At 75.7% G+C, this 22,908-nt stretch carries 23 protein-coding genes; 12 read left to right on the top strand and 11 right to left on the bottom strand.

Annotated features, from left to right (window positions below; genetic code table 11):
* Positions 1 to 141: 141 nt before the first annotated feature.
* From ACQ614_RS05535 to ACQ614_RS05525, 3 genes are read left to right on the top strand one after another with little or no spacing between them, the layout of a single operon-like run.
* On the top strand, positions 142 to 1,209 hold the full coding sequence (locus ACQ614_RS05535; protein WP_431677063.1) for an ABC transporter substrate-binding protein: 1,068 nt from the start codon (positions 142 to 144) through the stop codon (positions 1,207 to 1,209).
* Positions 1,210 to 2,265, top strand: coding sequence for a FecCD family ABC transporter permease (locus ACQ614_RS05530; RefSeq protein WP_431677062.1), 1,056 nt, complete (start codon positions 1,210 to 1,212; stop codon positions 2,263 to 2,265).
* The gene (locus tag ACQ614_RS05525) at positions 2,262 to 3,041 is read left to right on the top strand and encodes an ABC transporter ATP-binding protein (RefSeq protein WP_431677060.1); all 780 of its coding nucleotides are present in this window, start codon (positions 2,262 to 2,264) and stop codon (positions 3,039 to 3,041) included. Before ACQ614_RS05530 ends, ACQ614_RS05525 begins: the two co-directional genes overlap by 4 nt.
* Positions 3,042 to 3,062: 21 nt before the next feature.
* Here the strand turns inward: ACQ614_RS05525 and ACQ614_RS05520 are convergent, their stop codons facing one another.
* On the bottom strand, positions 3,063 to 3,521 hold the full coding sequence (locus ACQ614_RS05520) for an Lrp/AsnC family transcriptional regulator (RefSeq protein WP_431677059.1): 459 nt from the start codon (positions 3,519 to 3,521) through the stop codon (positions 3,063 to 3,065).
* Between the two features lie 201 nt (positions 3,522 to 3,722).
* On the opposite strand from ACQ614_RS05520, the gene ACQ614_RS05515 reads away from it, so the two are divergent.
* Together ACQ614_RS05515 and ACQ614_RS05510 are read left to right on the top strand one after the other, a co-directional pair.
* Complete coding sequence (locus ACQ614_RS05515) at positions 3,723 to 4,367, top strand: AzlC family ABC transporter permease (RefSeq protein ID WP_431677057.1); 645 nt, start codon at positions 3,723 to 3,725, stop codon at positions 4,365 to 4,367.
* Positions 4,360 to 4,689 (top strand): branched-chain amino acid transporter permease, encoded by a 330-nt coding sequence (locus tag ACQ614_RS05510; protein WP_431677055.1) that lies wholly within the window; start codon positions 4,360 to 4,362, stop codon positions 4,687 to 4,689. The genes ACQ614_RS05515 and ACQ614_RS05510 overlap by 8 nt, the downstream gene beginning before the upstream one ends.
* Positions 4,690 to 4,713: 24 nt before the next feature.
* Here ACQ614_RS05510 and ACQ614_RS05505 read toward each other — a convergent pair whose 3' ends face one another.
* From ACQ614_RS05505 to ACQ614_RS05490, 4 genes are all read right to left on the bottom strand, one after another.
* Positions 4,714 to 5,664 carry an L-tyrosine/L-tryptophan isonitrile synthase family protein gene (locus ACQ614_RS05505; RefSeq protein ID WP_431677054.1) on the bottom strand — a complete coding sequence of 317 codons (951 nt, stop codon included), beginning with the start codon at positions 5,662 to 5,664 and terminating at the stop codon, positions 4,714 to 4,716.
* 65 nt (positions 5,665 to 5,729) lie between these two features.
* Entirely contained in the window at positions 5,730 to 7,010 is a 1,281-nt protein-coding gene (locus ACQ614_RS05500; protein ID WP_431677053.1) for a cytochrome P450 family protein, read from the bottom strand.
* A 34-nt stretch (positions 7,011 to 7,044) separates the two neighbouring features.
* Positions 7,045 to 8,427 carry an MFS transporter gene (locus ACQ614_RS05495; RefSeq protein WP_431677051.1) on the bottom strand — a complete coding sequence of 461 codons (1,383 nt, stop codon included), beginning with the start codon at positions 8,425 to 8,427 and terminating at the stop codon, positions 7,045 to 7,047.
* A 124-nt stretch (positions 8,428 to 8,551) separates the two neighbouring features.
* Positions 8,552 to 9,139, bottom strand: a complete 588-nt coding sequence (locus tag ACQ614_RS05490; RefSeq protein ID WP_431677049.1) for a sigma-70 family RNA polymerase sigma factor — start codon at positions 9,137 to 9,139, stop codon at positions 8,552 to 8,554.
* Between the two features lie 79 nt (positions 9,140 to 9,218).
* On the opposite strand from ACQ614_RS05490, the gene ACQ614_RS05485 reads away from it, so the two are divergent.
* Positions 9,219 to 9,473: a hypothetical protein gene (locus ACQ614_RS05485; RefSeq protein WP_431677048.1), complete on the top strand. Its 255-nt coding sequence runs from the start codon at positions 9,219 to 9,221 to the stop codon at positions 9,471 to 9,473.
* A gap of 257 nt (positions 9,474 to 9,730) precedes the next feature.
* On the opposite strand, the gene ACQ614_RS05480 is transcribed toward ACQ614_RS05485, so the two are convergent.
* Both ACQ614_RS05480 and ACQ614_RS05475 read right to left on the bottom strand, forming a co-directional pair.
* Entirely contained in the window at positions 9,731 to 10,444 is a 714-nt protein-coding gene (locus ACQ614_RS05480; RefSeq protein WP_431677046.1) for a hypothetical protein, read from the bottom strand.
* A gap of 128 nt (positions 10,445 to 10,572) precedes the next feature.
* The gene (locus ACQ614_RS05475) at positions 10,573 to 10,821 is read right to left on the bottom strand and encodes a hypothetical protein (protein ID WP_431677044.1); all 249 of its coding nucleotides are present in this window, start codon (positions 10,819 to 10,821) and stop codon (positions 10,573 to 10,575) included.
* Positions 10,822 to 11,077: 256 nt separating this feature from the next.
* Here ACQ614_RS05475 and ACQ614_RS05470 point away from each other — a divergent pair, with 256 nt between their 5' ends.
* From ACQ614_RS05470 to ACQ614_RS05460, 3 genes are all read left to right on the top strand, one after another.
* Positions 11,078 to 12,085: an Acg family FMN-binding oxidoreductase gene (locus ACQ614_RS05470; protein WP_431677042.1), complete on the top strand. Its 1,008-nt coding sequence runs from the start codon at positions 11,078 to 11,080 to the stop codon at positions 12,083 to 12,085.
* 93 nt (positions 12,086 to 12,178) lie between these two features.
* Positions 12,179 to 12,850, top strand: a complete 672-nt coding sequence (locus ACQ614_RS05465) for a hypothetical protein (RefSeq protein ID WP_431677041.1) — start codon at positions 12,179 to 12,181, stop codon at positions 12,848 to 12,850.
* Between the two features lie 83 nt (positions 12,851 to 12,933).
* Positions 12,934 to 13,218: a hypothetical protein gene (locus tag ACQ614_RS05460; RefSeq protein WP_431677039.1), complete on the top strand. Its 285-nt coding sequence runs from the start codon at positions 12,934 to 12,936 to the stop codon at positions 13,216 to 13,218.
* A 7-nt stretch (positions 13,219 to 13,225) separates the two neighbouring features.
* Here ACQ614_RS05460 and ACQ614_RS05455 read toward each other — a convergent pair whose 3' ends face one another.
* Positions 13,226 to 14,314 (bottom strand): NAD(P) transhydrogenase subunit alpha, encoded by a 1,089-nt coding sequence (locus ACQ614_RS05455; RefSeq protein ID WP_431683825.1) that lies wholly within the window; start codon positions 14,312 to 14,314, stop codon positions 13,226 to 13,228.
* Positions 14,315 to 14,420: 106 nt separating this feature from the next.
* Between ACQ614_RS05455 and ACQ614_RS05450 the strand changes: the two genes are divergently transcribed.
* Entirely contained in the window at positions 14,421 to 18,083 is a 3,663-nt protein-coding gene (locus ACQ614_RS05450; RefSeq protein WP_431677038.1) for a hydantoinase B/oxoprolinase family protein, read from the top strand.
* Positions 18,084 to 18,109: 26 nt separating this feature from the next.
* On the opposite strand, the gene ACQ614_RS05445 is transcribed toward ACQ614_RS05450, so the two are convergent.
* Positions 18,110 to 19,087, bottom strand: coding sequence for a LysR family transcriptional regulator (locus tag ACQ614_RS05445; protein WP_431677036.1), 978 nt, complete (start codon positions 19,085 to 19,087; stop codon positions 18,110 to 18,112).
* A 214-nt stretch (positions 19,088 to 19,301) separates the two neighbouring features.
* Between ACQ614_RS05445 and snpA the strand changes: the two genes are divergently transcribed.
* Positions 19,302 to 19,940, top strand: coding sequence for a snapalysin (snpA, locus tag ACQ614_RS05440; protein WP_431677034.1), 639 nt, complete (start codon positions 19,302 to 19,304; stop codon positions 19,938 to 19,940).
* Between the two features lie 61 nt (positions 19,941 to 20,001).
* Here snpA and ACQ614_RS05435 read toward each other — a convergent pair whose 3' ends face one another.
* Together ACQ614_RS05435 and ACQ614_RS05430 are read right to left on the bottom strand one after the other, a co-directional pair.
* Positions 20,002 to 20,133 carry a DUF6126 family protein gene (locus ACQ614_RS05435; protein ID WP_363491530.1) on the bottom strand — a complete coding sequence of 44 codons (132 nt, stop codon included), beginning with the start codon at positions 20,131 to 20,133 and terminating at the stop codon, positions 20,002 to 20,004.
* Positions 20,134 to 20,216: 83 nt separating this feature from the next.
* On the bottom strand, positions 20,217 to 21,815 hold the full coding sequence (locus ACQ614_RS05430; protein WP_431677033.1) for a sigma-70 family RNA polymerase sigma factor: 1,599 nt from the start codon (positions 21,813 to 21,815) through the stop codon (positions 20,217 to 20,219).
* A gap of 242 nt (positions 21,816 to 22,057) precedes the next feature.
* Here ACQ614_RS05430 and ACQ614_RS05425 point away from each other — a divergent pair, with 242 nt between their 5' ends.
* Positions 22,058 to 22,687 (top strand): LysE family transporter, encoded by a 630-nt coding sequence (locus ACQ614_RS05425; protein ID WP_431677031.1) that lies wholly within the window; start codon positions 22,058 to 22,060, stop codon positions 22,685 to 22,687.
* Positions 22,688 to 22,908: the final 221 nt, after the last annotated feature.

The raw sequence follows: 22,908 nt of genomic DNA, 5'->3' as shown, positions 1-22,908 counted from the left end.
CGCTCCGTCAGGAACGCCTGACGGAGCGTCGTCCTCCGGAACTCCTCGCCGACCGCCGGAACCGCCGCCGCACACCGCCCGACTACCTGCTCCGGGCCGGCAGCGGCCGGCCCCAGCACCACGGACCACCGGGAGAGTTCCATGCGTTCTCGCACGCTGTGCGGCCTGGCCGCCGCCCTTGCCCTGCTCGCCGCCGCCTGCTCCGGCGGCAGCGGCACCGCACCCGCGGGCACGGCCGCACCGGCCGCGAGCGGATTCCCCGTCAGGACGGCCGACTGCACCGGGGCCGAGACCGTCTTCGACGCCCCGCCGAGCCGCATCGTCACGAGCAACGCCGCCGCCCTCGAGATGCTGCTGCAGCTCGGCGCCGGCGACCGAGTGATCGGCACCGGCTTCCCGCCGGGCGCCGGCACCGTGCCCGCCCCGCTCGCCGACCGGGCCGCCGCCGTCCCCGTCCTCGGACGCACCGTCATCGCCAAGGAGAAGCTCCTCGGCTCCGGCGCCGACCTCTACGTCGACACCTTCGCCGCCATGGGCGCCATGGGCGGGGCCATGGGGGCCGCGCCGACCGAGCAGGAGTTCGCCGCCGCCGGCATCAAGCACGTCCGGCTGCACTCCACCGCCTGCGCCGACCGGCTGAAGGGCCCGCAGCAGGACCTCGCCGAGGTGGAGGCCGACATCCGCAGGCTCGGCGCCGTCACCGGCACCGCCGCCCGCGCCGAGGAACTCGTCGCCGGCATGGAACGCACCGTCGGTGCGGTCCGCACCGCCCTCGCGGCCGTCCCCGCCGACCGTCGGCCCTCCTACTTCTTCTTCGACGCCGACGCCGGCACCAAGCAGCCGATGGCCGCCTGCGGGCGCCAGGTCGCCAACGCCGTCATCACCCTCGCCGGCGCGCGCAACGTCTTCGCCGGCTGCGGGGGCACCTTCAAGCCGGTCTCCTGGGAGGACGTGGTCGCCGCCGACCCGGACTGGATCCAGCTCGGCGTCCGCAACCGCGGCAGCGAGGCGGAGACCCGCAAGGCGTACGAGCAGGCCGAGGCCTTCCTGCGCGACTTCCCCGCCACCAAGGGGCTCAGGGCCGTCCGCGAAGGGCACTTCGTCCGGATCGGCTCCGAGACCACCACCATCGCCGGCGTCCGCAACGCCGACACCGTGCGGGAGATCGCCCGCACCGTCCACCCCGGCCTCGCCGTGGACGGCCGCTAGATGAAGGCCCCCACCACCACCCCCGCTGCCGGTGGCCGCGCCGCCGTCCGGGCCGGCGCGGCGGCCGCCGTCCTCGCCCTCGCGCTGGCCGTCTCGCTCACCCTCGCCGTCTCGCTCGGCGCCGTCCACGTCCCGCCCGGCGAGGTGTGGACCGTCCTCGCCCGGCGCCTGTCCGGGCAGCCGCCCGAACCCGGCACCCGGGACCTCATCGTCTGGCAACTGCGCACCCCGCGCGCCCTGTTGGCCGCCCTGGTCGGGGCAGGTCTGGGGCTGGTCGGCACCGCCGTGCAGGCACTCGTCCGCAACCCGCTCGCCGACCCCTACCTGCTCGGCATCTCCTCCGGCGCCACCCTGGGCGCCGTCGCGGCCACCGTGCTCGGCGCGGGCGCCGGCCTCGGCATCGGCCTCTCCGGCGCCGCGTTCGCCGGCGCCCTCACCGCCTTCGCCCTGGTCTGGACGCTCGCCCGCCGCGGCGGCGGCTTCGCCCCGCTGCGCCTGGTGCTGGCCGGCATCGGCATCGGCCAGTTCCTCTCCGGCTTCACCAGCTTCCTCGTCCTGCAGGCGGGGGACGAACAGCGCACCCGCGGCGTGCTGTTCTGGCTGATGGGCAGCCTCGGCGGCACCACCTGGAGCCAACTCGCCCTGCCCGCGGCCGCCGTGGCGCTCGGCGCGATCGTCCTGCAGGCCCGCGCCCGCGCCCTGAACGCCCTGCTCGTCGGCGAGGAGACCGCCGCCGGCCTCGGCGTGGACACCGTCCGGCTGCGCCGCGAACTCTTCGCCGTCACCAGCCTGCTGACCGGCACCATGGTCGCCGTCTCCGGGGCGATCGGCTTCGTCGGCCTGCTCGTCCCGCACGTCTGCCGGCTGCTGGTCGGCGCGGACCACCGGCGGCTGCTGCCGCTCGCCGCACTCGCCGGCGCCGTCCTGCTCACCGCGGTCGACACCCTCGCCCGCACCGCCCTGGCCACCCAGGAGGTGCCGATCGGCGTGGTCACCGCCCTGCTCGGCGCACCCGTCCTGCTGTACCTGCTCGACCGGCGGGGGGAGCACCGATGAGGATCGACATCGAGGACCTGACCGTCGCCCTGGCCGGGCGGGACGTCCTGTGCGGAGCCCGGCTGGTCGCCGCCGAGGGCGAGATCGCGGGCCTGGTCGGGCCGAACGGCAGCGGCAAGTCCACCCTGTTGCGCACCGTCTACCGGCACCTGCGGCCGCGCGCCGGACGGGTGCTGCTGGCCGGCCGGGACGTCCGGTCGCTGACCGCGGCCGCGGCCGCCCGGCACATCGCCGCGCTGCCCCAGGAGCGCGGCACGGAGACGGAGTTCACCGTCCGCGAGATGGTCGCCATGGGACGCTCCCCCTACCAGCGGGCCTTCGCCGGGGAGTCCGCCGCCGACCTGGCCCTGGTCACCGCCGCCCTCACCGAGGTCGGCCTGCAGGGGCACGGGGCGCGGCCGTTCGCCGCCCTCTCCGGTGGCGAGCGCCAACGCGTCCTGCTCGCCCGGGCGTTCGCCCAGCAGCCGGACGTCCTGGTGCTGGACGAGCCGACCAACCACCTCGACGTGCAGCACCAGATCGAGCTGCTGGCCCTGCTCCGCGCCCGGCGCCGCACCACCCTCATCTCGCTGCACGACCTCAACGCCGCGGCCTCGCTCTGCGACCGGCTGCACGTGCTGCACCGCGGCGCCGTGGTGGCCTCCGGGCCGCCGCGCGAGGTGCTCACCCCCGAGCTGCTCGCCGAGGTCTTCGGCGTCCGGGCGGCGGTGGTCGACCACCCGCTGACCGGCGATCCGCTGATCGCCTTCGACCACCGCGGGGCGGACGGCCGGTGAGCACCGTGCGGGCGGCGGCGGTCAGAAGTCGGCCTTGATGCTCTTCATGGTGAGGTGCGACTCGGCGCGCAGCACGCCCGGCAGGCCGCTCAGCCTGCCGGTCAGGAAGGCCTCGTAGGCGGCGTGGTCCGCGACCGCCACGCGGAGGAAGTAGTCGGGGCGGCCGAACAGCCGGCGGAACTCGACCACCTCCTCGAAGGAGGCCACCGTCTCCTCGAAGGCCTGCACGGTCTTCAGGTCGGTGGCGTACACCTCGACGTCGACCAGGACCTCCAGGCCCCGGCCCACCGCCGCCGGGTCGACGACGGCCCGGTAGCCGGCGATGACGCCCGCGTCCTCCAGCCGCTTGACCCGCCGCAGGCACGGCGGCGGGGTCAGGCCCACCCGCCTGGCCAGTTCGACGTTGGTGAGACGCCCGTCCCGCCGCAGATGGAACAAAATGTCGCGATCGATGGCATCCAGGCTCATTTCATTGCTCATAGCGTGATCATAAGGCCACAATCCGCAACCACATAAGGTGCATTCTGTCCTAATGTTTCGGCATGGCTCTGCTTTCGTCCGCCGCCGACGCGACCGCACCCGCCCCTGCGGCCGCTCCCGCCCCCGAACCCGTGCCCCCGGCCGGCCGCCAGGCCCGCCGGCCGCGCTGAGGCCCTCGCCGCGCTGCGGGACTCGGCCTCCGTGGGCCTCGGCATGGTGCCGCTCGGGCTGGCCTTCGGGGTGCTGGTCACCCACGCCGGACTCTCCTGGTGGTGGGCGAGCGTCTTCACCGCCGTGATCTACGCCGGATCGTTCGAGTTCCTGCTCGTCGGCCTGGTCGCCGCGGCCGCCCCGATCGCGACGGTCGCCCTGACCGCCCTGCTGGTCAACGTCCGGCACGTCTTCTACGCGCTGTCCTTCCCGCTGCACCGGGTGAAGGGCCGCGGGGCCAGGGCGTACGGCACCTTCGCCCTGACCGACGAGGCCTACGCGCTGACCTCGGGCGACCGGGCCCGCACGTGGTCCGGCCGCCGCATCCTGTGGCTCCAGGCGTTCCTGCAGCTGTACTGGGTGGGCGGCGCCACCGCAGGGGCCCTGCTCGGCACCCTGGTCCCCGACGGCATCACGGGCCTGGACTTCGCCCTCACGGCGCTCTTCGCGGTGCTGGCGATCGACGCCGTCCGCGAACGGCGCGGCGACCTGCCCACCCCGCTGCTCGCCCTGCTCAGCGCCCTCGCCGCCCGCCTCGCCGTCCCCGGACAGATGCTGCCGGCCGCCTTCGCCCTGTTCACCGCCGGCCTCCTCGCCCGCCGGCTCGCCACCCGCAGGAGGGCAATCCGTGCCTGACACCCGCTACCTGCTCGCGGCGGTGGCCGTGTCCGCCGCCGTCACCTGGGCCCTGCGCGCCCTGCCGTTCACCGCCCTGACCCCGCTGCGCACCAGCCGGACGGTCCGGTACCTCAGCACCCGGATGCCCGCCGGCGTGATGGTGATCCTGCTCGCCTACTGCCTGCGCGACCTCTCGCCGACCGCGCCGGGCAGCCTCGTCCCGCTGGTCGCCCTCGCCGTCACCGCCGGCCTGCACCTGTGGCGCCGCAGCGCCCTGCTGAGCATCGGCTGCGGCACCGCCGTGCACGTCGCGCTGGCCAGTGCACTTCTCGCGCACTGACCCGCAGCGACCGGAGGCCGGGCCTCAGCACTCCTCGAAGTGGCTGGGGCGGCCGTCCCGCAGGACGGGCCGGCCGCGCCGCTCCGCCACCGCCCGGTGCACCAACTCCCGTCCGCCGTCGGCGCGCAGCAGCACACAGGAGTGCCAGGGCGTGGTCCAGGCGTCCGCGGCGTCGAGCAGCCGCAGACCGAACTTCTCCGCGCCCGGCCGCTGCGGATGGATGGACAGCCGCACCGCCCGCGGATGGTGCTCCTCGATCAGCGCGCCCCAGGCCCGGCTGCGCTGCACCACCCCGTACGCGCGGCGGCGGCAGGCGCGCTGCAGCGCGGATCTGCTGCCGGTGAAGCCGACCGTGTCGTCCAGCAGGAAGCGGGTGATCCCCCGGTACAGGGCGAGGGTGTCCGGGTCGGTGCGGACCTCGGCCCGCAACTCCTCCAGACGGGGTGCGTAACGCTCGTGCACCAGCGCCCGTTTGGCGTCGTACGGCAGGTCGCCGAGGATGTCCCGCAGGTCGAAGAGGGAGAGCCGGTGCAGGCCCTCGCGGCTGATCACTGCGGCGAGTTCGTCGGCGTAGGCGTCGATGTGCGCGTCCGGCACCTGGATGAGGTCGCCGAAGACGTGGCCGTCCGAGCAGATCACCATCCGCGCGCCCGGCGGGTGGACCTCCTCCACCGCGGCGCACAGCCCGTCGAGGAAGGCCAGGGAGAGCCGTTCGCCCTCGTCCGGCAGGTGCCCGAGCACCTTGGCGGGGCTCGGCGACTTGCACGGGAATCCCGGCAGGGTGAGGACGACGGGCTCCCCGGCGGCCACGAAGCCGGCGATCCGCCGGAGTTGGGCCGGGAAGGCCGCGGCCGGCACGCTGCCGGCGCCGTCCGCGGCACGGCGGTGCGGGAGCAGCAGCTCCAGGACGGCGGCGCTGGTGCGGGCGACCGAGGGCGGGGCGAGGGGTGCGGTGAGGGTGCCGGCGGGCGGCATACGGGACTCCACGGGACGGTGCGGTGCAGGCGGTGACGGGCGGTGCGGGTCTTGCGGATCGGGGCTCAGAGGCGGCGGTCGTACGCGACGGGCAGCGATTCGGTGCCGCGGGCGAGCACGGCGGGGATCCACTCCAGGGCGTCCAGGTCGCCGGCCGGCCGCAGCCCGGGCAGCCGGGCCAGCAGAGTGCCGAGCGCGATCTGCAGTTGGGCCCTGGCGAGGGCCGCGCCCGGGCAGAAGTGGACGCCGTGGCCGAAGGCCAGGTGGGCGTTGGGGGAGCGGCCGAGGTCGAGCGCGTCGGCGTCCGGGAACTGCGTCCCGTCGCGGCCCGCGGCGGCCAGCGAGACGATCACCGAGTCGCCGGCCGGGATGCGGGTGCCGTGCAGGTCGCTGTCGGTGGCGAAGAACCGCCAGGTGGTGAGCTCGAACGCGCCGTCGTGGCGCAGCAGTTCCTCCACCGCCCGGGGCAGCAGGGCGGGCTCGGCGCGGAGCCTCGCCAACTGGCCGGGGTGCCGGAGCAGGGCCACCAGCATGGTGGAGATCTGGTTGGTGACCGGCTCCTGACCGGCGACGAGGAGCTGGAACACCATCGAGTCCAGCTCCGGGCGGGTCAGTTCGCCCGCGTCGTGCGCGGCGACCAGCCGGGCGAGCAGACCGGGGCCGTCCGGGCCGCCGCTCTGTGCGGCGCGCCGGTCGGCGACCACCTCGGCGATGTACGCCTCCAGGCAGCGCAGCCGGGCCTCGTACGCAGGGCGGCCCGGGTCCTGCGGCCCGACCGGCTGCACGACCTTGCCCCAGTCCCGGTCGAACCGGTCGGCCAGGGCAGGCGGCAGGCCGATGGCCTCGGCCAGCACCCGGAACGGGTAGCGGGCCGCGAACCCGGCCACCAGGTCGGCCCCGCCGGTGGCGGGGAGTTCGTCGACCAGGGCGTCGGCGAGCTCCTGCAGGCGGGGACGGAGCGCCTCCACCCGGCGCGGCGCGAAGGCGTCCGCGACCAGGGCGCGCAGGGCGGTGTGCCGGGGCGGGTCCTGGTGCAGCAGGTGCACCTGCAGCCGGGAGTGCTGCGGCTCCGGCATGATCGAGGCGAGCCGACGCCAATTCGCGTTGCCCAGCGCATGGTTCTTGCCGAGCCGCGGGTCGGAGAGGGCCTCCCGGGCGGCCCGGTACCCGGTGACCAGCCAGGCGGTGATGCCGGACGGGAACCGCACACGGTGCACCGGCCCGGCCTCGCGCATCCGGCGGTACAGCGGGTACGGGTCCCGCTTGAACTCCCGCCCGTACAGCGGAACGGGATCGGGCAGGGCGGTGCCCGCGGAGAACGGGCAGACGGGTCCGGACGCGGTCATGGGGTGTCCTTGCGATCGGTGGACTGACGTGGAATCAGGTGTGGTTGCGGCCGGTGACGGCGAGCAGGACGGCGGCGGCGCCGACACAGGCCGCCGCCGCCGCGAGCCCTCCGCGGACGCCTCCGGCCCCGGCGGCGGCCGTCGCGAGCGCGGGCCCCACGGCGAAGCCCAGGCTGCGGGCGAGTTGGACGACCGAGCCGGCGGAGCCCAGCCGGCCGGGCGGGGCGGACTGCAGCGCCAGGGCCTGCACCGGGCCGCCGTACAGGCCCATGCCGCAGCCCGCGACCGCCAGGCGCCACGCGCTGTCGGCCGGCGCCCCGGAGCCGCCCAGCAGGAGCAGCAGCCCGGCCGCCGTCACCGCAGCGCCCGCAACGGCCGTACGGCGCGCGCCGAGCCGCCCGGCGAGCCGCCCGCCCGCCTGCCCCGCCAGGCCCATCGCGAGCGGGAAGCACAGCATGGTGAGGCCGGTGGCGGTCGCGCTCACCCCGGCGTCCCGCTGGAGGTGCAGGGCGAGCAGGTACTGCATGCCCGCGACGCCCGCGGCCAGCGCCGTGACGGTGCCGTGCACCGGCGACAGCACCGCCACGGCTGCCCGCCCGGCCGGCCGCCGCAGCCACACCGCGGCCAGGACGGCCGCGGAGGTCACGAGTACCGCAAGGCCGAACCGTCCGGGCGACAGCGTCAGCGCCAGCAGCACCGCCGCCACCGCCCCGCCGACGAGCGCGGTATCGGCCAGGGCCGGCCCAGGGCTCGGCTTCGGGGGCAGACGGGTGCCGGAGCCGGGGCGCGGGGAGCTCTGCGATCCGGATGCGGGCCCGTCGTGCAGCCCGTGGCCGGGAGGCGCGGCCCTCCGGACCGTCCACAGCGCGGCCGCGCAGACGGGCAATGCCAGCAGGAACACCGCCCGCCAACCCACCGCGTCCAGCAGCGGCCCGCCGAGCGCCGGCCCGGAGACCGCGCCCAGTGGGCCGAGCGTGGCCGGAACACTCAACGCCCGTGCCCGCAGGGCGGGTCGGACCGCCCGCGCGGCCACCACCGGCATCAGGACGAACACCAGCGCACCGAACACGCCCTGCCCCGCCCGCGCCGCGATCAGCCAGCCCGCCCCGGGCGCCAGGGCGGCCGCCGTTCCGCAGGCCGCGAAGCCGACCACCGCCGGCTGCACCGCGGCACGCAGCCCGACGCCGTCCAGCCACCGTCCGGCCGGCAGCAGCAGGGCCACCACCGGCAGCTGGTAGGCGAGCGCGGCCCACTGCGCCGTCCGCTCCGGCACGGCGAGGTCCCGTGCGATCGACGGCAGCGCCAGGTTGACCGCATTCATGTCCAGCAGTGCGGCGAACGACAGCAGCCCCGCCACCGCCACCAGACCCCAACGGTCCTGCTGCGGCGGGGCTGCAGGGTCGGCCGTGCCGGTCATCGCGGGTCCTTCCGGGGTGGGACGGGCACCGCCGGCCGATGCCCGTCCCACCAGTCGGGCGCAACCGGCAGGCGGTTCCCGAACACCCGGACCAATTCCGGCTGCGCGCCCGACGCCCGGGAGGTCAGCCCGCGGCGCCCGCCGGGACCTCGATCCCGGGCGCACCGCCCGCGGTCTCCGCCTCCCGCAGCAGACCCACAAGTTGCTCCCGGGCCCGGGCCACCCGTGAGCGCACCGTGCCGATCGGGCAGCCCGCCACCTCGGCCGCCTCCCCGTAGCTCATCCCGACCACCTGGGTCAGCACGAAGGCCTCGCGCCGCTGTTCGGGCACCCGTGCCAGCAGGTCGCCCAGAGCGATCCCGTCCTCGAACCCGGCGGTCAACCGCGGCTGTTGGCGCTCCGCGGCCTCCTCCCAGTCCGGCAGTGCTGCGTGCTGGGGACGGACGGCGGCGCTGCGGTAGCGGTCCACCACCGTCCGCCGGGCGATCGACAGCAGCCATGTCCGGGCCGAGGACCGGCCCGCGAAACCGGGCAGGCTGCGCAGTGCCCGCAGGAACGTCTCCTGCGCCAGGTCGTCCGCGGCATCGGTGCCCGCGAGGTGCGCCACGAACCGCCACACGTCGCGCTGGGTGGCCCGGACGAAGGCCTCCACGTCCTCCGTCCGGCCGAGCCTTGCCGCCAGGGCGAGTTCCGTCAGTCGGACGTCATCCACGGCGCGCCACCCGCCTCGCGCAGTCTCCCGGTGCGGACGGCGCTACCGTCCGCACCGCACCGTGCGGGAGCATGGGCGGATGACCTGTGCCGACTACCGCGCGGCGGCGTCCGCGCAGCTCGATGGCGAAGCACCCGCGACGGACGGCGGACCGCACTGCGCCGACTGCGCCGACTGGCTGGCCGCAGCCCACCGGCTGCAGGCCCTGACGCGGGCCGCACCCGGCCCCACCGAGGGCTGGACGCGGCAACTGCTCGGCAGCCTCGGCATCGCGACGGAGGGGGGCACGACGGACGGGGGCGGGACGGACAAGAGTTCTCATGAGGGTTCCTGACGGCAGGAAGGAGCGCGCGGCGCCACCCCACGGGCGCGCCGCCGACGGTCACCGGCCGACGGCACCCCGCCCCGGGGCGCGCCGAACCGCGCCGCACGGCCGCGGACTTCACCGCAGCGACGGCACTCCCGGAGCGCACCGGCCGGTCGGGGCACACGCCGGCCCGGCCACTGCCCCTCCCGGCGGACGGCACCGGGAGCGCAGCGGCAACCGGCCCGCTGCCGCAGCGGGGGACGACCCCGGGGACGGCGGGCTGTTCAGACGGCCGGCAGCAGCGCCGGCGGCCCCCGTCTGACCACCGCGTGCGCCAGCGCCGGCCGCCGGGGCCGACGCGCACCGCGCACCACCGGGCGGACCGCCCGCGGTGCCTCCGGCCGGTACGGCGAGAGCAGCAGCACCAGCGGCGCGAGGACATCGGCCAGCGTTCGGAGGACGGCGGCCGTCGCGGCCAGTGCGGCCTCCCCGCGCCACAGCAGCAGCGAGCAGGCGAACGCCGCCAGCAGGTGCGCGGCGACCATCCCGGCCGACATGCCGTGCAGCAGGCCGGACGAGCCGGCCGCGGCCGCGTGGTGCCCCGCGTGCGCGGAACTTCCGGCCGCACCCAGCAGCGCCGGGTCCAGCCCGGCCGCCTGCGCCAGCTGCACCGGATCGACCCCGGCCGGGGTCTCGCCGTGCACGCACAGCAGCAGGCGCAGCAGGTCCGCGGACGGCGGTGCAGGCGCCGGCGACGTCCGTTCGAACAGCAGGTGCAGCGCGGCCTGGGCGGTGATCATCCAGGCGGCGACCGGGCCGAGCCCGCGCCGCCGCCCTGCCGGCACCCAGGTGCCGGCGGCCGTCCCCGCGACCGCGAGCCCGAGCACCCCCGGCCGCACCTCGCCGCCGGAGACGGCACAGTGCCCGGCCGCGGCCAGCGCCACGCACACGGTGGCGAAGACCGCGACACGCAGGAGGCGGAGCTGACAGACGATCACAATGCCCCCATCGTCGCATCCCCCCACCACCCGGCCTCGACCACCCCCGGACACCACGGCTGCCGGGCATGCCACCCAGGGGCCCCGCGCCCCCGGTCGCCCCAGGGCCCGGCGCGGTGCCGCTCGGGTCAGGCCGCGCTGCCGGTGTCGGCGGCGTCGGCCTGGTGGAGCAGCAGGGCTGCGAGCCGGCGGGCCTCGGCGGGTGTCAGGGAGGCCCAGACCTCGGTGGTGCCGTGCGGCTCGGGGACGGTGTGCAGGACGACCCGCCCGCCGCCGGTGGGAAGGACGCCGGGTGCCAGCGGGGAGACGGCGATCGTCCGGGCGCACGAGGTGTGCAGGAGCTGCGGCGGGGCGCTGCGACGGGTGTCGGTCGGCACGGTGTCCTCCGGTGGTCCCGGCCCGCCGTCGGGTGCCGGGCCGCGGCTTCCAGCGGACCGCGGGCGGCCCCGGCCGGACCAGGGCCGCCGGGCCCGCCGCACGTCCCTGCCCGGGTGCTGCCCGGCCGCCGCCCGGCCCGGCCGGGTCGACGGGCCTTCCGGCGGTCGGTACCGGGCCGTTGGGCCCTGTCCCGGGCAGCCGCCGGAGGCGCACGCTCGGAGTACCGACGGAACCCGGCGGCAAGGAGAGATCACCATGATCCAGCCAGGCCCCACCCCGGACGAGCTGCGCGCCCTGGCCGCCGCCGGAGGCGCCGCTCCTTCCCTGCACAACAGCCAGCCGTGGCGTTTCCGGCCGAGCGCGGACCTGCGCCGGCTGGAGGTGTTCGCGGACTACCGGCGGGCCGTTCCGGTCACCGACCCGGACGGCCGGGCGCTGCACATCTCGGTCGGCGCCGCCCTGCTCAACCTGCGGGTGGCCGCGGTCCAGCTCGGGCGCGACCCCGTGGTCCGGCTGACGCCCGGCAGCGCGGGCCGTGACCCGCTGGCCGTCGTCGACCTGTCGGCGCGCCGTCCGGCCGACGCTCCGCCGCCGTTCGGCCGGGACCTCTACCCGGCGCTGTTCCGGCGGCACTCCAGCCGCGAGCCGTTCACCAACCGGGACGTCCCGGAGGCGGTGCTCGGCGAACTCGCCGCCGCAGCCCGGGCGGAGGGCGCGGCGATGGCGGTCCTCGAGGAGGCCGGCGTGCGGCGCGTCCTCGACCTCACGGCGGAGGCCGAGGCCCGGATCGCCGCGGACGTGGCCCGGCAGGCCGAGACCCGCTCCTGGCTGCGCCCCGAGGCACCCGCCGTGGACGGCATCCCGGCCTCGGCCCTCGGCCCGCAGGATCACGACGCCCGGGTGCCGATGCGCAGCTTCACCGGCCGGCCGCCCGGCCCCGCCACGCTGCCCCAGCCGCCCACCGCCCGCTTCGAGGCACTGCCGCAGCTGGCCACCCTGACCACCCACGGCGACCGCCCGGCGGACTGGCTGCGGGCCGGGCAGGCGATGGAACGGGTCTGGCTGCTCGCCACCCTGTACGGCCTGCGGCTCTCGGTCCTCCACCAGGCGGTGGAGTGGCCGGACACCCGCCCGCTGCTCCGCGACCCCGAGGAGGGCCCCGGCCACGTGCAGCTCGTCCTCCGCTGCGGCTACGGCCCGCCCGGCCCGGCCACCCCGCGCCGCCCGGTCGACGACATCCTCGACCTTCCGCAGGGGTACTGAGCCCGGACCGCACCGCGGTCGGGAAGGCTGCACGAGCCGTCGCACCGGACCACGATGGAGGGAGGAGGGGCCCGCGGCGGGAGGAGTCGAACGATGCCCCAGCACACCCGCGAACCGGCGACCGCCCGGCCGGCGGTGCTCCTCGGGCTCGCCGTGGAGGCGGTGCGCTGCGCATCCGACGCGGCGCTCGCGGCCCCCGGCACCCCGGGTCCGTCCGGTGCCGGGCCCGCCCCGGCCGGTGAAGGTCCGGCGGACGCCGCCCTGGCCGAGGCCGAGCGTGCCCTGCAGCCGCTGGAGTCCGCGATCGAGGAGGACACCGCCGCGCTGCTCGCCCGCCACGACCCCGAGCCGCGCGGCACCAGGGCGCTGCTCGCCGAGGTCCACCTGGGCGCGGACGTCCAGCAGCTGGCCGAACTCGCCCGCCGGACGGGGGAGATCGCCTGGGTGCGCCGCTCCCGCGGCCCGCTGCCGGAGGACCTGCGGGCCGTCCTGCGGCCGACGGCCTCGCTCGCCCTCGCCATGCTGGACCGGGCCGCCGGAGCCCTGCGCGAGGCCCGCCCCGGACGCCTCGCCGGGCTGGAGGGCGACGCCGCCGAGCTGGACCGCCGGCAGGCCCTGCTGTACGGGAGGCTGCTCGCCGCCGACCCGTCCGTGGAGCGCGCGGACCTGGTCGACGCCGTCCTGCTGTGCGGCTACTACCGGCGCTGCGCGGACCTCGCCCTCTCCGCCGCGCGCCACGCGGACCTCTTCACCTCCGCGGAGTGACCGTTTCCACCCCAGGGGTGCCGGCCCTGCTGCGGACGGACCAGGCGCGGTGACGGCCGCCCCGGGGCGTCGTTGCGCAGCCCATGAAGAAGATCACCGCGCTCTGTGCGCTCACCCTTGCCCTGCTCGCCCCGGCCGCCTCCGCGCGGGCCGACAACGACAGCAACTTCGGCGGCGGCGTCAACGCCGCCAACAACTGGAACTTCACGGCCGCTGCCGTCTGCCTGGCCGAGGTGGCCGTGGTCCCGGTCCTGGGTGACTGGGTCGGTGACCACGTGAACAACTGCAGCAACGGCAACGTCATCGACCACGCCACCGGCCTCGTCGGCGGCCTGCCCCCGAAGCAGGCGGCGCCCGGCACGCACTGACGACCGGTCAGGGCAGCCCGGCCGCGGCCGTGGCCTCCCGCAGCCGACGGGCGACGGCATCGTCGACGACGGTGCCGCCGTGGGCGATCAGCAGCCCGGCGAGTTCGGGGTCGGCGGGGTCGACGGCCAGCAGCCCGTCCGGGACGAGGGCGGCCAGCAGGTCGGCGACCACCCGCGCATAGGCCGTGGAGGCGGTGGCCGGGACGGCGGCGGCCAGGTCGCCGGCGCCGATCACCAGGACACCGCCGACCGTGCGCTCGGTGGCGGGGACGGCCGGTTCGACGGTGCGCCCGTCGGCGTCGCAGGCCAGGTCGACCACGACCGAGCCGGGGCGCAGCGACCGCACGGCCGCGGTGTCGATCGGCATGGGCACCGACTCACTGCTGCTGACGACCACGTCGAAGCGCGACAGCACGGCCCCGCGCCGCCGTACGTCCCAGGAGCCGAGCGGCAGCACGAAGCCGCCCTGGGCGGCGATCGCGGCCTGTGCGGCCCGGCCGGCGGCGTACGCGTGGACGGTGGCGCCCAGCCGGCGCGCCGTGTCGATCGCCCGCAGGCCGGCGGGGCCCGCGCCCAGCACCAGGACGAGCGCGGGTTCGGCGACCCCGCCGGCCAGCTCCCGGCCGAGCCGGTCCGCGGCCAGCAGGACGGCCTTGTACCCGGCCAGCGCCGCCTGGCCGCAGCCCGCGTCGAACCGTCCGGCCGGCACGCCGGGCATCCCGGGCAGCGGCGGGGGATCGGTGCCGATCAGGGTGAGCCCGGCGTCCGCCCAGCGCCGGACGAGGTGCGGGACCTGCCCGGCCCGCAGCAGGCAGAGCAGCAGCTGCCCCCAGCGCAGCCGGTCGACGGTCTCCGCGGGCGGCCGGCGCACCGCGGCCAGGACGTCCGCACGGGCCGGCAGCTCCCCGGCGGGAACGATCTCGGCCCCCGCCGCCGTGTACGCCGCATCCGGGAAACCCGCGGCGGCGCCGGCGCCCGTCTCGACCAGGACGCGCACACCCAGCTGGCGGACGGCCGGGACCGAGCGCGGCACGAGCGCCACCCGCCGCTCACCCGGAAGGGATTCGCGGCACACCCCCAGCACCACGGCCGACATCGCCACTCACCGACCTGTCCATGTCTACGACCAGTATCCCCTGTTTGCGGGCCCGGGCGGCCGGGCCGGAGACTGGACGTGCTCGGGTTCCCGCTGGGAGGCGGTCGTGGCAGCACCGGGTTGGCAGTTCTGGGTGGACCGCGGGGGCACCTTCACCGATGTCGTCGCCCGGCGGCCGGACGGCCGCATCCTCACCTGCAAGGTGCTCTCCGAGGACCGCCGGCACCGGGACCCGGCCGTGCAGGGCATTCGCACCCTGCTCGGCCTCGGCCCCGAGGAGCCGCTCGACGGGGTGCCGATCGACACCGTCCGGATGGGCACCACGGTCGCCACCAACGCCCTGCTGACCCGCAGCGGCGAGCGCACCGCCCTGGTGGTCACCCGCGGCTTCGGCGACGCCCTGCGGATCGGCTACCAGAACCGCCCGCACATCTTCGCCCGCGAGATCCTCCTGCCCGAGCTGCTGCACGAGCGGGTGATCGAGGTGGACGAGCGGATCACCGCCGACGGCACCGTGCTCCGCCCGCCCGACCTGGACGCACTCGCCGAACAACTGGAGGCCGCGCACCGGGACGGCATCCGCTCGGTCGCGGTCGCCCTGCTGCACAGCCACCTGCACCCGGAGCACGAGCAGGCCGTCGGCGCGGCCGTCCGGCGTGCTGGCTTCCCGCACCTGTCGCTCTCCAGCGAGGTGAGCCCGCTGATGAAGCTGGTGCCGCGCGGCGACACCACCGTGCTGGACGCCTACCTCTCGCCGGTGCTGCGCCGCTACGTCGAGCAGGTCGCGGACAAGCTGCACGGGGTGCGGCTGATGTTCATGCAGTCCAACGGCGGGCTCGCCGAGGCCGGGCACTTCCGCGGCAAGGACGCCGTGCTGTCCGGCCCGGCCGGCGGCATCGTCGGCATGGCCCGGATGTCCGAACTCGCGGGACACGACCGGGTGATCGGCTTCGACATGGGCGGCACCTCCACCGACGTGTCGCACTACGCGGGCGCCTACGAGCGGGTGTTCACCACCCAGGTCGCCGGCGTCCGGCTGCGCGCCCCGATGCTGGCCATCCACACGGTGGCCGCGGGCGGCGGCTCGGTGCTGCACTTCGACGGCAGCCGCTACCGGGTCGGCCCGGACTCCGCCGGCGCCGTACCGGGACCGGTCTGCTACCGCGGCGGCGGCCCGCTCACCGTCACCGACGCCAACCTGATGCTCGGCCGCATCCAACCCGCCCACTTCCCCGCTGTGTTCGGCCCGGACGGCGATCAGCCGCTCGACCTGGACGCCGTCCGGCAGGCCTTCACCGCCCGCAGCGCGGAGATCCGCGAGCACACCGGGGACGACCGCAGCCCCGAGGAGGTCGCCGCCGGCTACCTGCGGATCGCCGTCGCCAACATCGCCAACGCGGTCAAACGGGTCTCCGTCCAACAGGGCCACGACGTCACCCGGTACGCGCTGACCACCTTCGGCGGCGCGGGCGGCCAGCACGCCTGCGCGGTCGCCGACGCCCTCGGCATCCGCACCGTGATCGTCCCGCCGATGGCCGGAGTGCTGTCCGCCCTCGGCATCGGGCTCGCCGACACCGCCGTGCTGCGCGAACAGTCCGTGGAAGCCGCACTGGAACCCGCCGCGATGCCGCGGATCGACGCGCTGGCCGAGGAGCTGACCGAGGCCGCGCGCGCCGAACTGCTCGCCGAGGGCGTGCCCGCCGACCGCATCCGCACCACCTGCCGCGCCCACCTCCGCTACGACGGCACCGACACCGCCGTCCCCGTGGAACTCGCCGGGCCGCAGGCCATGACCGAGGCCTTCGAGGACGGACACCGCACGCTCTACTCCTTCCTGATGGACCGTCCGATCGTCGTCGAGTCCCTCGCCGTGGAGGCCGCCGGCCTCACCGAACAGCCCGACCTCACCCCGCTCGGCGCAGCCGGGGGCGAGGACCCTGCCCACGAGGAGCCTGCCGACGAAGCGCCCGCCGACGAGGAGCCCGCCGGAGAGCCCGAGCAGGTCCGGCTGTGGAGCGACGGGGCGTGGCACGAGGCCGCGCTGCTCCAGCGCGAACTCCTGCACCCCGGGCAGACGGTGGCCGGTCCTGCGGTGATCGCCGAAGCGGGCTCCACCACCGTGGTGGACACCGGCTGGCAGGCCGCCGCAGGCCCGCTCGGCCACCTCCTGATGGAACGCACCGCCGCACCCGCCGAGGCCGACGCCACCGCCGAGGCGGACCCGGTGCTGCTGGAGGTCTTCAACAACCTCTTCACGGCCATCGCCCAACAGATGGGCGCCCGGCTGGAGTCCACCGCGCAGTCGGTCAACATCAAGGAACGGCTGGACTTCTCCTGCGCCCTCTTCGACCCGGACGGCAACCTGGTCGCCAACGCCCCGCACATCCCCGTCCACCTCGGCTCGATGGGCACCACCGTCAAGGAGGTGCTGCGCCGCCGCCACGGCTCGATCCGGCCCGGCGACGCGTACGCCGTCAACGACCCCTACCACGGGGGCACGCACCTGCCCGACATCACCGTGGTCACCCCGGTCTTCGACGGCGAGGGTGAGGAGATCCTGTTCTTCGTCGCCTCCCGCGGGCACCACGCCGAGATCGGCGGGCTGACCCCCGGATCCATGCCGGCCGCCAGCCGCCGGATCGAGGAGGAGGGCGTCCTCTTCGACGACTGGCTGCTCGTCGAGGACGGCCGGCTGCGCGAGGCCGAGACGCGGCAACTGCTCGCCTCCGCGACCCACCCCTCGCGCAACCCGGACGCCAACCTCGCCGACCTGCGCGCCCAGATCGCCGCCAACCGCAAGGGAGTCGAGGAGGTCGGCGCGATGATCGACCACTTCGGGCGGGACGTCGTCCAGGCGTACATGCGGCACGTCCAGGACAACGCCGCCGAGGCCGTCCGCCGGGTGGTCGACCGGCTGGAGGAGGGCGAGTACCGCTACGAGACGGACTCCGGGGCGGTGATCGCCGTCCGGGTCTCCGTCGACCGCGAACACCGCACCGCCACCGTCGACTTCACCGGCAGCTCGGCGCAGCTCCCCGGCAACCTGAACGCTCCCTCGGCGGTGGTCACCGCCGCCGTCCTGTACGTCTTCCGGACCCTGCTGGCCGACGACATCCCGCTCAACGACGGCTGCCTGCGCCCGCTGCGGATCGTCGTACCGCCCGGGTCGATGCTGGCACCCGAGCACCCGGCGGCCGTGGTCGCCGGGAACGTGGAGACCTCGCAGGCCCTGGTGGGCGCCCTGTACGCGGCGCTCGGAGTGCAGGCCGAGGGCTCCGGCACGATGAACAACGTGAGCTTCGGCAACCGCCGCCACCAGTACTACGAGACCCTCGGTTCCGGCTCCGGAGCGGGGGACGGCTTCGACGGCGCCTCCGTCGTCCAGACCCACATGACCAACTCCCGCCTCACCGACCCGGAGGTGCTGGAGTGGCGGCTGCCGGTGCTGCTGGAGGAGTACGCGGTCCGGCCGGGCAGCGGCGGCGCAGGGCGCTGGCACGGCGGCGACGGGGCCGTCCGCCGGGTGCGGTTCCGCGAGCCGATGACCGTCAGCCTGCTCACCGGCCACCGCCGCGTCCCCCCGTACGGTCTGGCGGGCGGCGAACCCGGCGCCCTGGGCGCCAACCGGATCGAACGCGCCGACGGCACCGTCCAGCACCTGGCCGGCTGCGACTCGGCCGAGGTCGCCGCCGAGGACGTCCTGGTCATCGAAACCCCCGGCGGAGGCGGCTACGGCCCGCCCGGTGACCCGCACCAGGGCAGCCCATAGGGGCCCAGTTGCCTCAACAACGCGTCTCAGGCCCCCGCGGGGGCGAGGAGGTGGCGCAGGGAGCGGTTGTGGCGGCGGAGCCAGGCGCGGTAGGCGGGGTTGACGCTCGCCAGGTCGAGGTAGGCCCGCCGGAGGTCGGTGTAGAGGTCGTCGAGCACCTGGCCGCCGACCGCGCCGGGCCGCCAGGTGAGCAGCAGCCGTACGGCGAACGGGTCGCCCTGCACCGGTCGTAGTACGGTGCCCGGCCCGGGCGGCGAGGTCGGCTGGCAGGGGCGTACCGCTTCGCCGGAGGCGACGAGTTCGGCGGCGGTCGCGTTGTCGCGGACCTGGACGACCCGCGGGTCGAGCCCGGCCTCGGCGAACACCCGCCGCAGCGCCGCGTATTCGTGGTCGGCGGTGGGGTCGACCATCCAGGTGTCCCCGGCCAGGTCGGCGAGCCGGACGACGGACTGGGCGGCGGCCGGGTGCCCCTCGGACAGGGCGACGAACTGCGGTTCGCGGGCCATCAGGACGCGCTGTGCGGCGCCGGCCGGCAGCCGCAGCGGGAAGCCCTCGCTCTCGTGGACGAAGGCGATGTCCAGCTGGTCGGCGGCGACCATGTGCAGCAGGGCGATGGCCGAGATGTCGATGTGGATGGTGGTGTCGGTGTCCGGGAGGCGGTCGTGGACGCGGCGCAGCCAGGCGGCGACGGCGCGGCTGCCGACGCTGCCGATCCGCAGGCGTCTCCGTCCGGTGCCGGCGGCCTCCTCGCGGGCGGCGGCGAGGAGGGCGTCCATGCCGCTGATGACGGGTCTGGCCCGGGAGAGCACCGAGTGGCCGAGCGGGGTGGGCCGGCTGCCGGTCTGCTCGCGGGTGAACAGCCTTCCTCCGATGGCCCGTTCGATGCGGTGCAACTGGGTGGTGAGGGAGGGCTGGGTCATGCCGAGCCGGCGGGCGGCCTTCCGTACGCTGCCGGTGTCCGCGATCGCGCACAGTACACGCAGGTGTCTGACGTCGAGCTCCACGACGGGAGCATAACCAGGCACCCCCGATCCGCCAAGTGCATGCCAAGATTTGCTCACGGAACGTCAAAGATCTTCGCTGCCAGGGGTATTGCACGGTGCTATCACCGGTTGGCATCTCCGCGCTCCCGGTCCGCTGGCCCAAGCTCGGTGCATCAACCGTCACCGTGTCCCGCGGCCTCCCCACGGCCCGGGACCCGCGAATGGAGTCCCCCACATGAAACGCTCCATGACCGTGCTCGCCGCTGCCCTCGGCCTCGCCCTCGCCGGTGCCACCGCCGCGGCGCCCGCCTCGGCGGCCCCTGCCGTCCAGCAGGGCGTCCAGGGCTACACCGGCACGGCCCACGCCGGCACGGCCGCCGAGGAGGCCGGCAACAAGGCGTTCTACGAGGCCGTGATGAAGTCGGCGCTGGCCAAGCAGGCCGCCCACCCCTACCTCAAGGCCGTCACCGTCACCTACGACGCCAGCCGGGCGCCCTCCTTCTCGACCGTGATCTCCCGCAGTGCGCAGATCTGGAACAGCTCGGTGAGCAACGTCCAGCTGCGCTCCGGCAGCAACGCCGACTTCCGCTACTACGAGGGCAACGACTCCCGCGGCTCCTACGCCAGCACCGACGGCCACGGCCGCGGCTACATCTTCCTCGACTACGCGCAGAACCGGCAGTACAACTCGCTCCGGGTCACCGCGCACGAGACCGGCCACGTGCTCGGTCTGCCCGACCACTACTCCGGCCCGTGCAGCGAGCTGATGTCCGGCGGCGGCCCCGGCACCTCCTGCACCAACCCCTACCCGAACGCGGCCGAGAAGCGCCGCGTCCAGTCCCTCTGGACGAACGGCTTCGCCGTGGTCGGCTGACGACCGCGCGGCACGCCGACGGCCCGGCCCCCGTATGGAGGAGCCGGGCCGTTGTCGCTACTCAGTGACGGCCGCCGAGCGTGAACAGCAGGATCACGAAGCCGGCGAACAGATGCGTGCCCGCGATGTAGATCGAGGCGCGGATCAGCATCGCCCTGCGCTTGTTCTTCTCGTCGCGGACTGCCTCGCTCACGGCCGTGCTCCCGGTGTCTGGGCGTACCTGCCCGTCCATTGTGCACGGTCGCCCCGCACCGCCCGCCGGGCGGCCCCGCCCGGTCAGGGCGCCGAGCCGAAGTCCTGCGTCCACCACGGGCCGCCCTCGCCCAGGTGCACCCCGACGCCCAGGTCGGTGAAGCCGCAGTTGAGGATGTTCGCCTTGTGGCCGGGGCTGTTCATCCAGCTCTTCATCACGTCCGCGGCGTCGCGCTGGCCGCGGGCTATGTTCTCGCCCCAGCTGCTCCACTTGTAGCCCGCCGCGTCGATCCGCGGCTGCGGGCCCTGGCCGTCCGGGTTGGTGTGGTCGAAGAAGTTCCGCGCCGCCATGTCGTCCGAGTGGCGCTGCGCCGCGAGCTCCAGCTTGGCGTCGGACTTCACCGGGGTGCAGCCGACCTTGCTGCGCTCCTGGTTGACCAGCTGGACCACCTGCTGCTTGATGCTGAGCGTCGTCGGGGCCGGGCTCGCGCTCTTCGAGCGGGTCGGCGTCGGCCTGGGCGTCGTCGGGGTGGACGTGGGCGTGGGCGTGGGGGAGGTCGACGGACTGGCGGACGGCGAGGGGGAGGCCGTCGGCGACGGGGTGGGCGTGGGGGACGGCGGCGCTTCGCTGGAGAGGGCCGCCTGCACCTGCACGGACGGGACGGGCGGCTCGGCGGTCGTCCGGCCGCCGGGGTCGGGCAGGGCGACGGCGATGATCGCGGCCGTGGCGGCGGTCACCGCGACCGTGCCGCCGACCGCCAGCGGCACCCGCGGCCGGGCGCTGACACCGCGGTGCGCGCCGCGGCCACCGCCTCGCCGGTGCGAACGCGGCAGCGAGCCGTGGTGCGACACGGTGGAGGGCGCGGGGGCCGGCGGAGCCGCGGCCGGCGAGAGGTAGGCGCCCAGCGCGCCGAGGTCGCCCGCCGACACCGGCACCATGGCCAGGCCGGCCAGCAGCCCCTCGGCCGGGAACAGGCCGCTCCAGTGGCGCGAGCAGATCGCGCACTCGCGGGCGTGCCGGGCGATCCGCTTGCGCCACAGCGCGCTCGGCACGCCGTCCCAGCGCATGGTGAGCTCCGAGAGCGTCCCGCACCGGTCGGCCACCGCCAGTGCGCGGACGACGACGCGGGCCGTCTCCAGCTGGCCCTTCATCCGCTGCACCCGCACGGCGGCGTGCTGCGGCGGCAGCTCCAGCGCGGAGGCCAGCTCGCCGCGGGTCAGCTCGCCGGCCGCCTCCAGCCACCACAGGGCGAGCAGCTCGCGGTCGGCCTCGTCGAGCCAGCGGGTCGCTTCGGCCACCTCGCGGCGCTGCCCGGACAGGCCGAGCCGGACGATGGTGAGGTCGACGAAGTCCGCCCCCGGGTCGGCGACGTCGTACGCGTCGCTCAGCCCGGCGCCCGCCGCACCCGCCTGCATCCGCTCGTGGTGGCGCCGGCGGATCTGGTTCATCGCGATGGCCACCAGCCACGAGCGGAACCCGGCCGGGTCGCGCAGGCCGTGCAGGCCGTCCATGGCTCTGAGCAGGGTCTCCTGCACGACGTCGTCGGTGTCGGAGTGCCCGCCCAGTGCCCGGCCGACGATGTTGTAGAGCAGAGGCAGGTGCCCGCTGATCAGCTCGTCCGTGGCGCGCTGGTCGCCGGCCCGGGCCTGCACGACCAGCAGTGCTGCGCGGTCACTGTCCATGGCGGTCCACCTTCTCGGTCGGGCCGGTGTGCGGCCCCGTGCTGTGCTGCTGTCGTACTGGGAGATCGTTCCGCGGGCTCCGGATAACGAAAATCGCACCGGATTTCTGTACGAGGCACCGGGCAGTTGTGCGGTGGACAGTAGCCGACCGCGCAGCCGGGCCGCACCCGCCGGGCGTGCCCGTTGTGACCTGCGGAAAAAACTCGCTCGCGCCGGGCGGCCGGCTCCGTCACCCTGGCGCGATGACGGATTCCCTGGTGAGCACGGCTGCGGCGGGCGCTGCGGCAGGTCTGGGCGTGGCGATGCCCCTGGGCGCGGTCGGCGTCCTGCTGCTGCAGGAGGGCGGCCGCGGTCTGCGCCAGGGGGCGAGCGCGGCGACTGCGGTCGCCCTGGTGGACTTCGTGTACGCAGCGGTCGCCGTCCTGGTCGGTCCGAGGCTGGTCGGTCTGATCGGCGGCGGTGAGCGGTGGGTGCGGCTGGTGGCCGCCGCGGTGCTGGTGGCGATCGCGGTCCGCGGCCTGCTGTCGCTGCGCGGCGGGTCGGCCCCCGGGGCCGCGGCCGCACCGGTCGAGGGCGGCACGGCCCGGCGCTCCTTCGTCCGCTTCGCACTGCTGACCCTGGTCAACCCGACGACGGCGCTCTACTTCACCGCGCTCACCGCGGCCCGCGGTGCGGCGGCCGCAGGTACGGCGGTGGCCGTCGTCTTCGCCTGTGCGGTGTTCGCGGCCTCCCTGGTCTGGCAACAGTTGCTCGCCGCGGCCGGCGCGTTCGCCGGGACGCGGCTGACCGTGCGGACCAGGCGCGTCACGTACGCGTTCGGCTACGGGCTGGTGCTCTGCTTCGCCGTCCGGCTGGCCTGGCCGACGGGCTGACCGGGCACTCCGGGAGGGGGCCCGATCCGGGCGCTGTGGCCCGGGCCACACGATGGGCCGACCGGTGTCCGGCTTCGTTGGGCGCTCCGTGGTCGACCGGTCGACACCGTGTCGACCGTGTGGCCCGGATCACCGGCGGATCTGCGTGATCCGGCTCACCGGAGCCCTCCGCCGACGGGCCGGAATCCGCTCTAAATCGCGCCCGGCGGATTCGCCCCGAA

It is taken from the genome of Kitasatospora dryopteridis (assembly GCF_050749075.1).
In the GTDB taxonomy this organism is placed as follows: domain Bacteria; phylum Actinomycetota; class Actinomycetes; order Streptomycetales; family Streptomycetaceae; genus Kitasatospora.
This window is presented reverse-complemented; position numbering and strand designations above follow the sequence as displayed.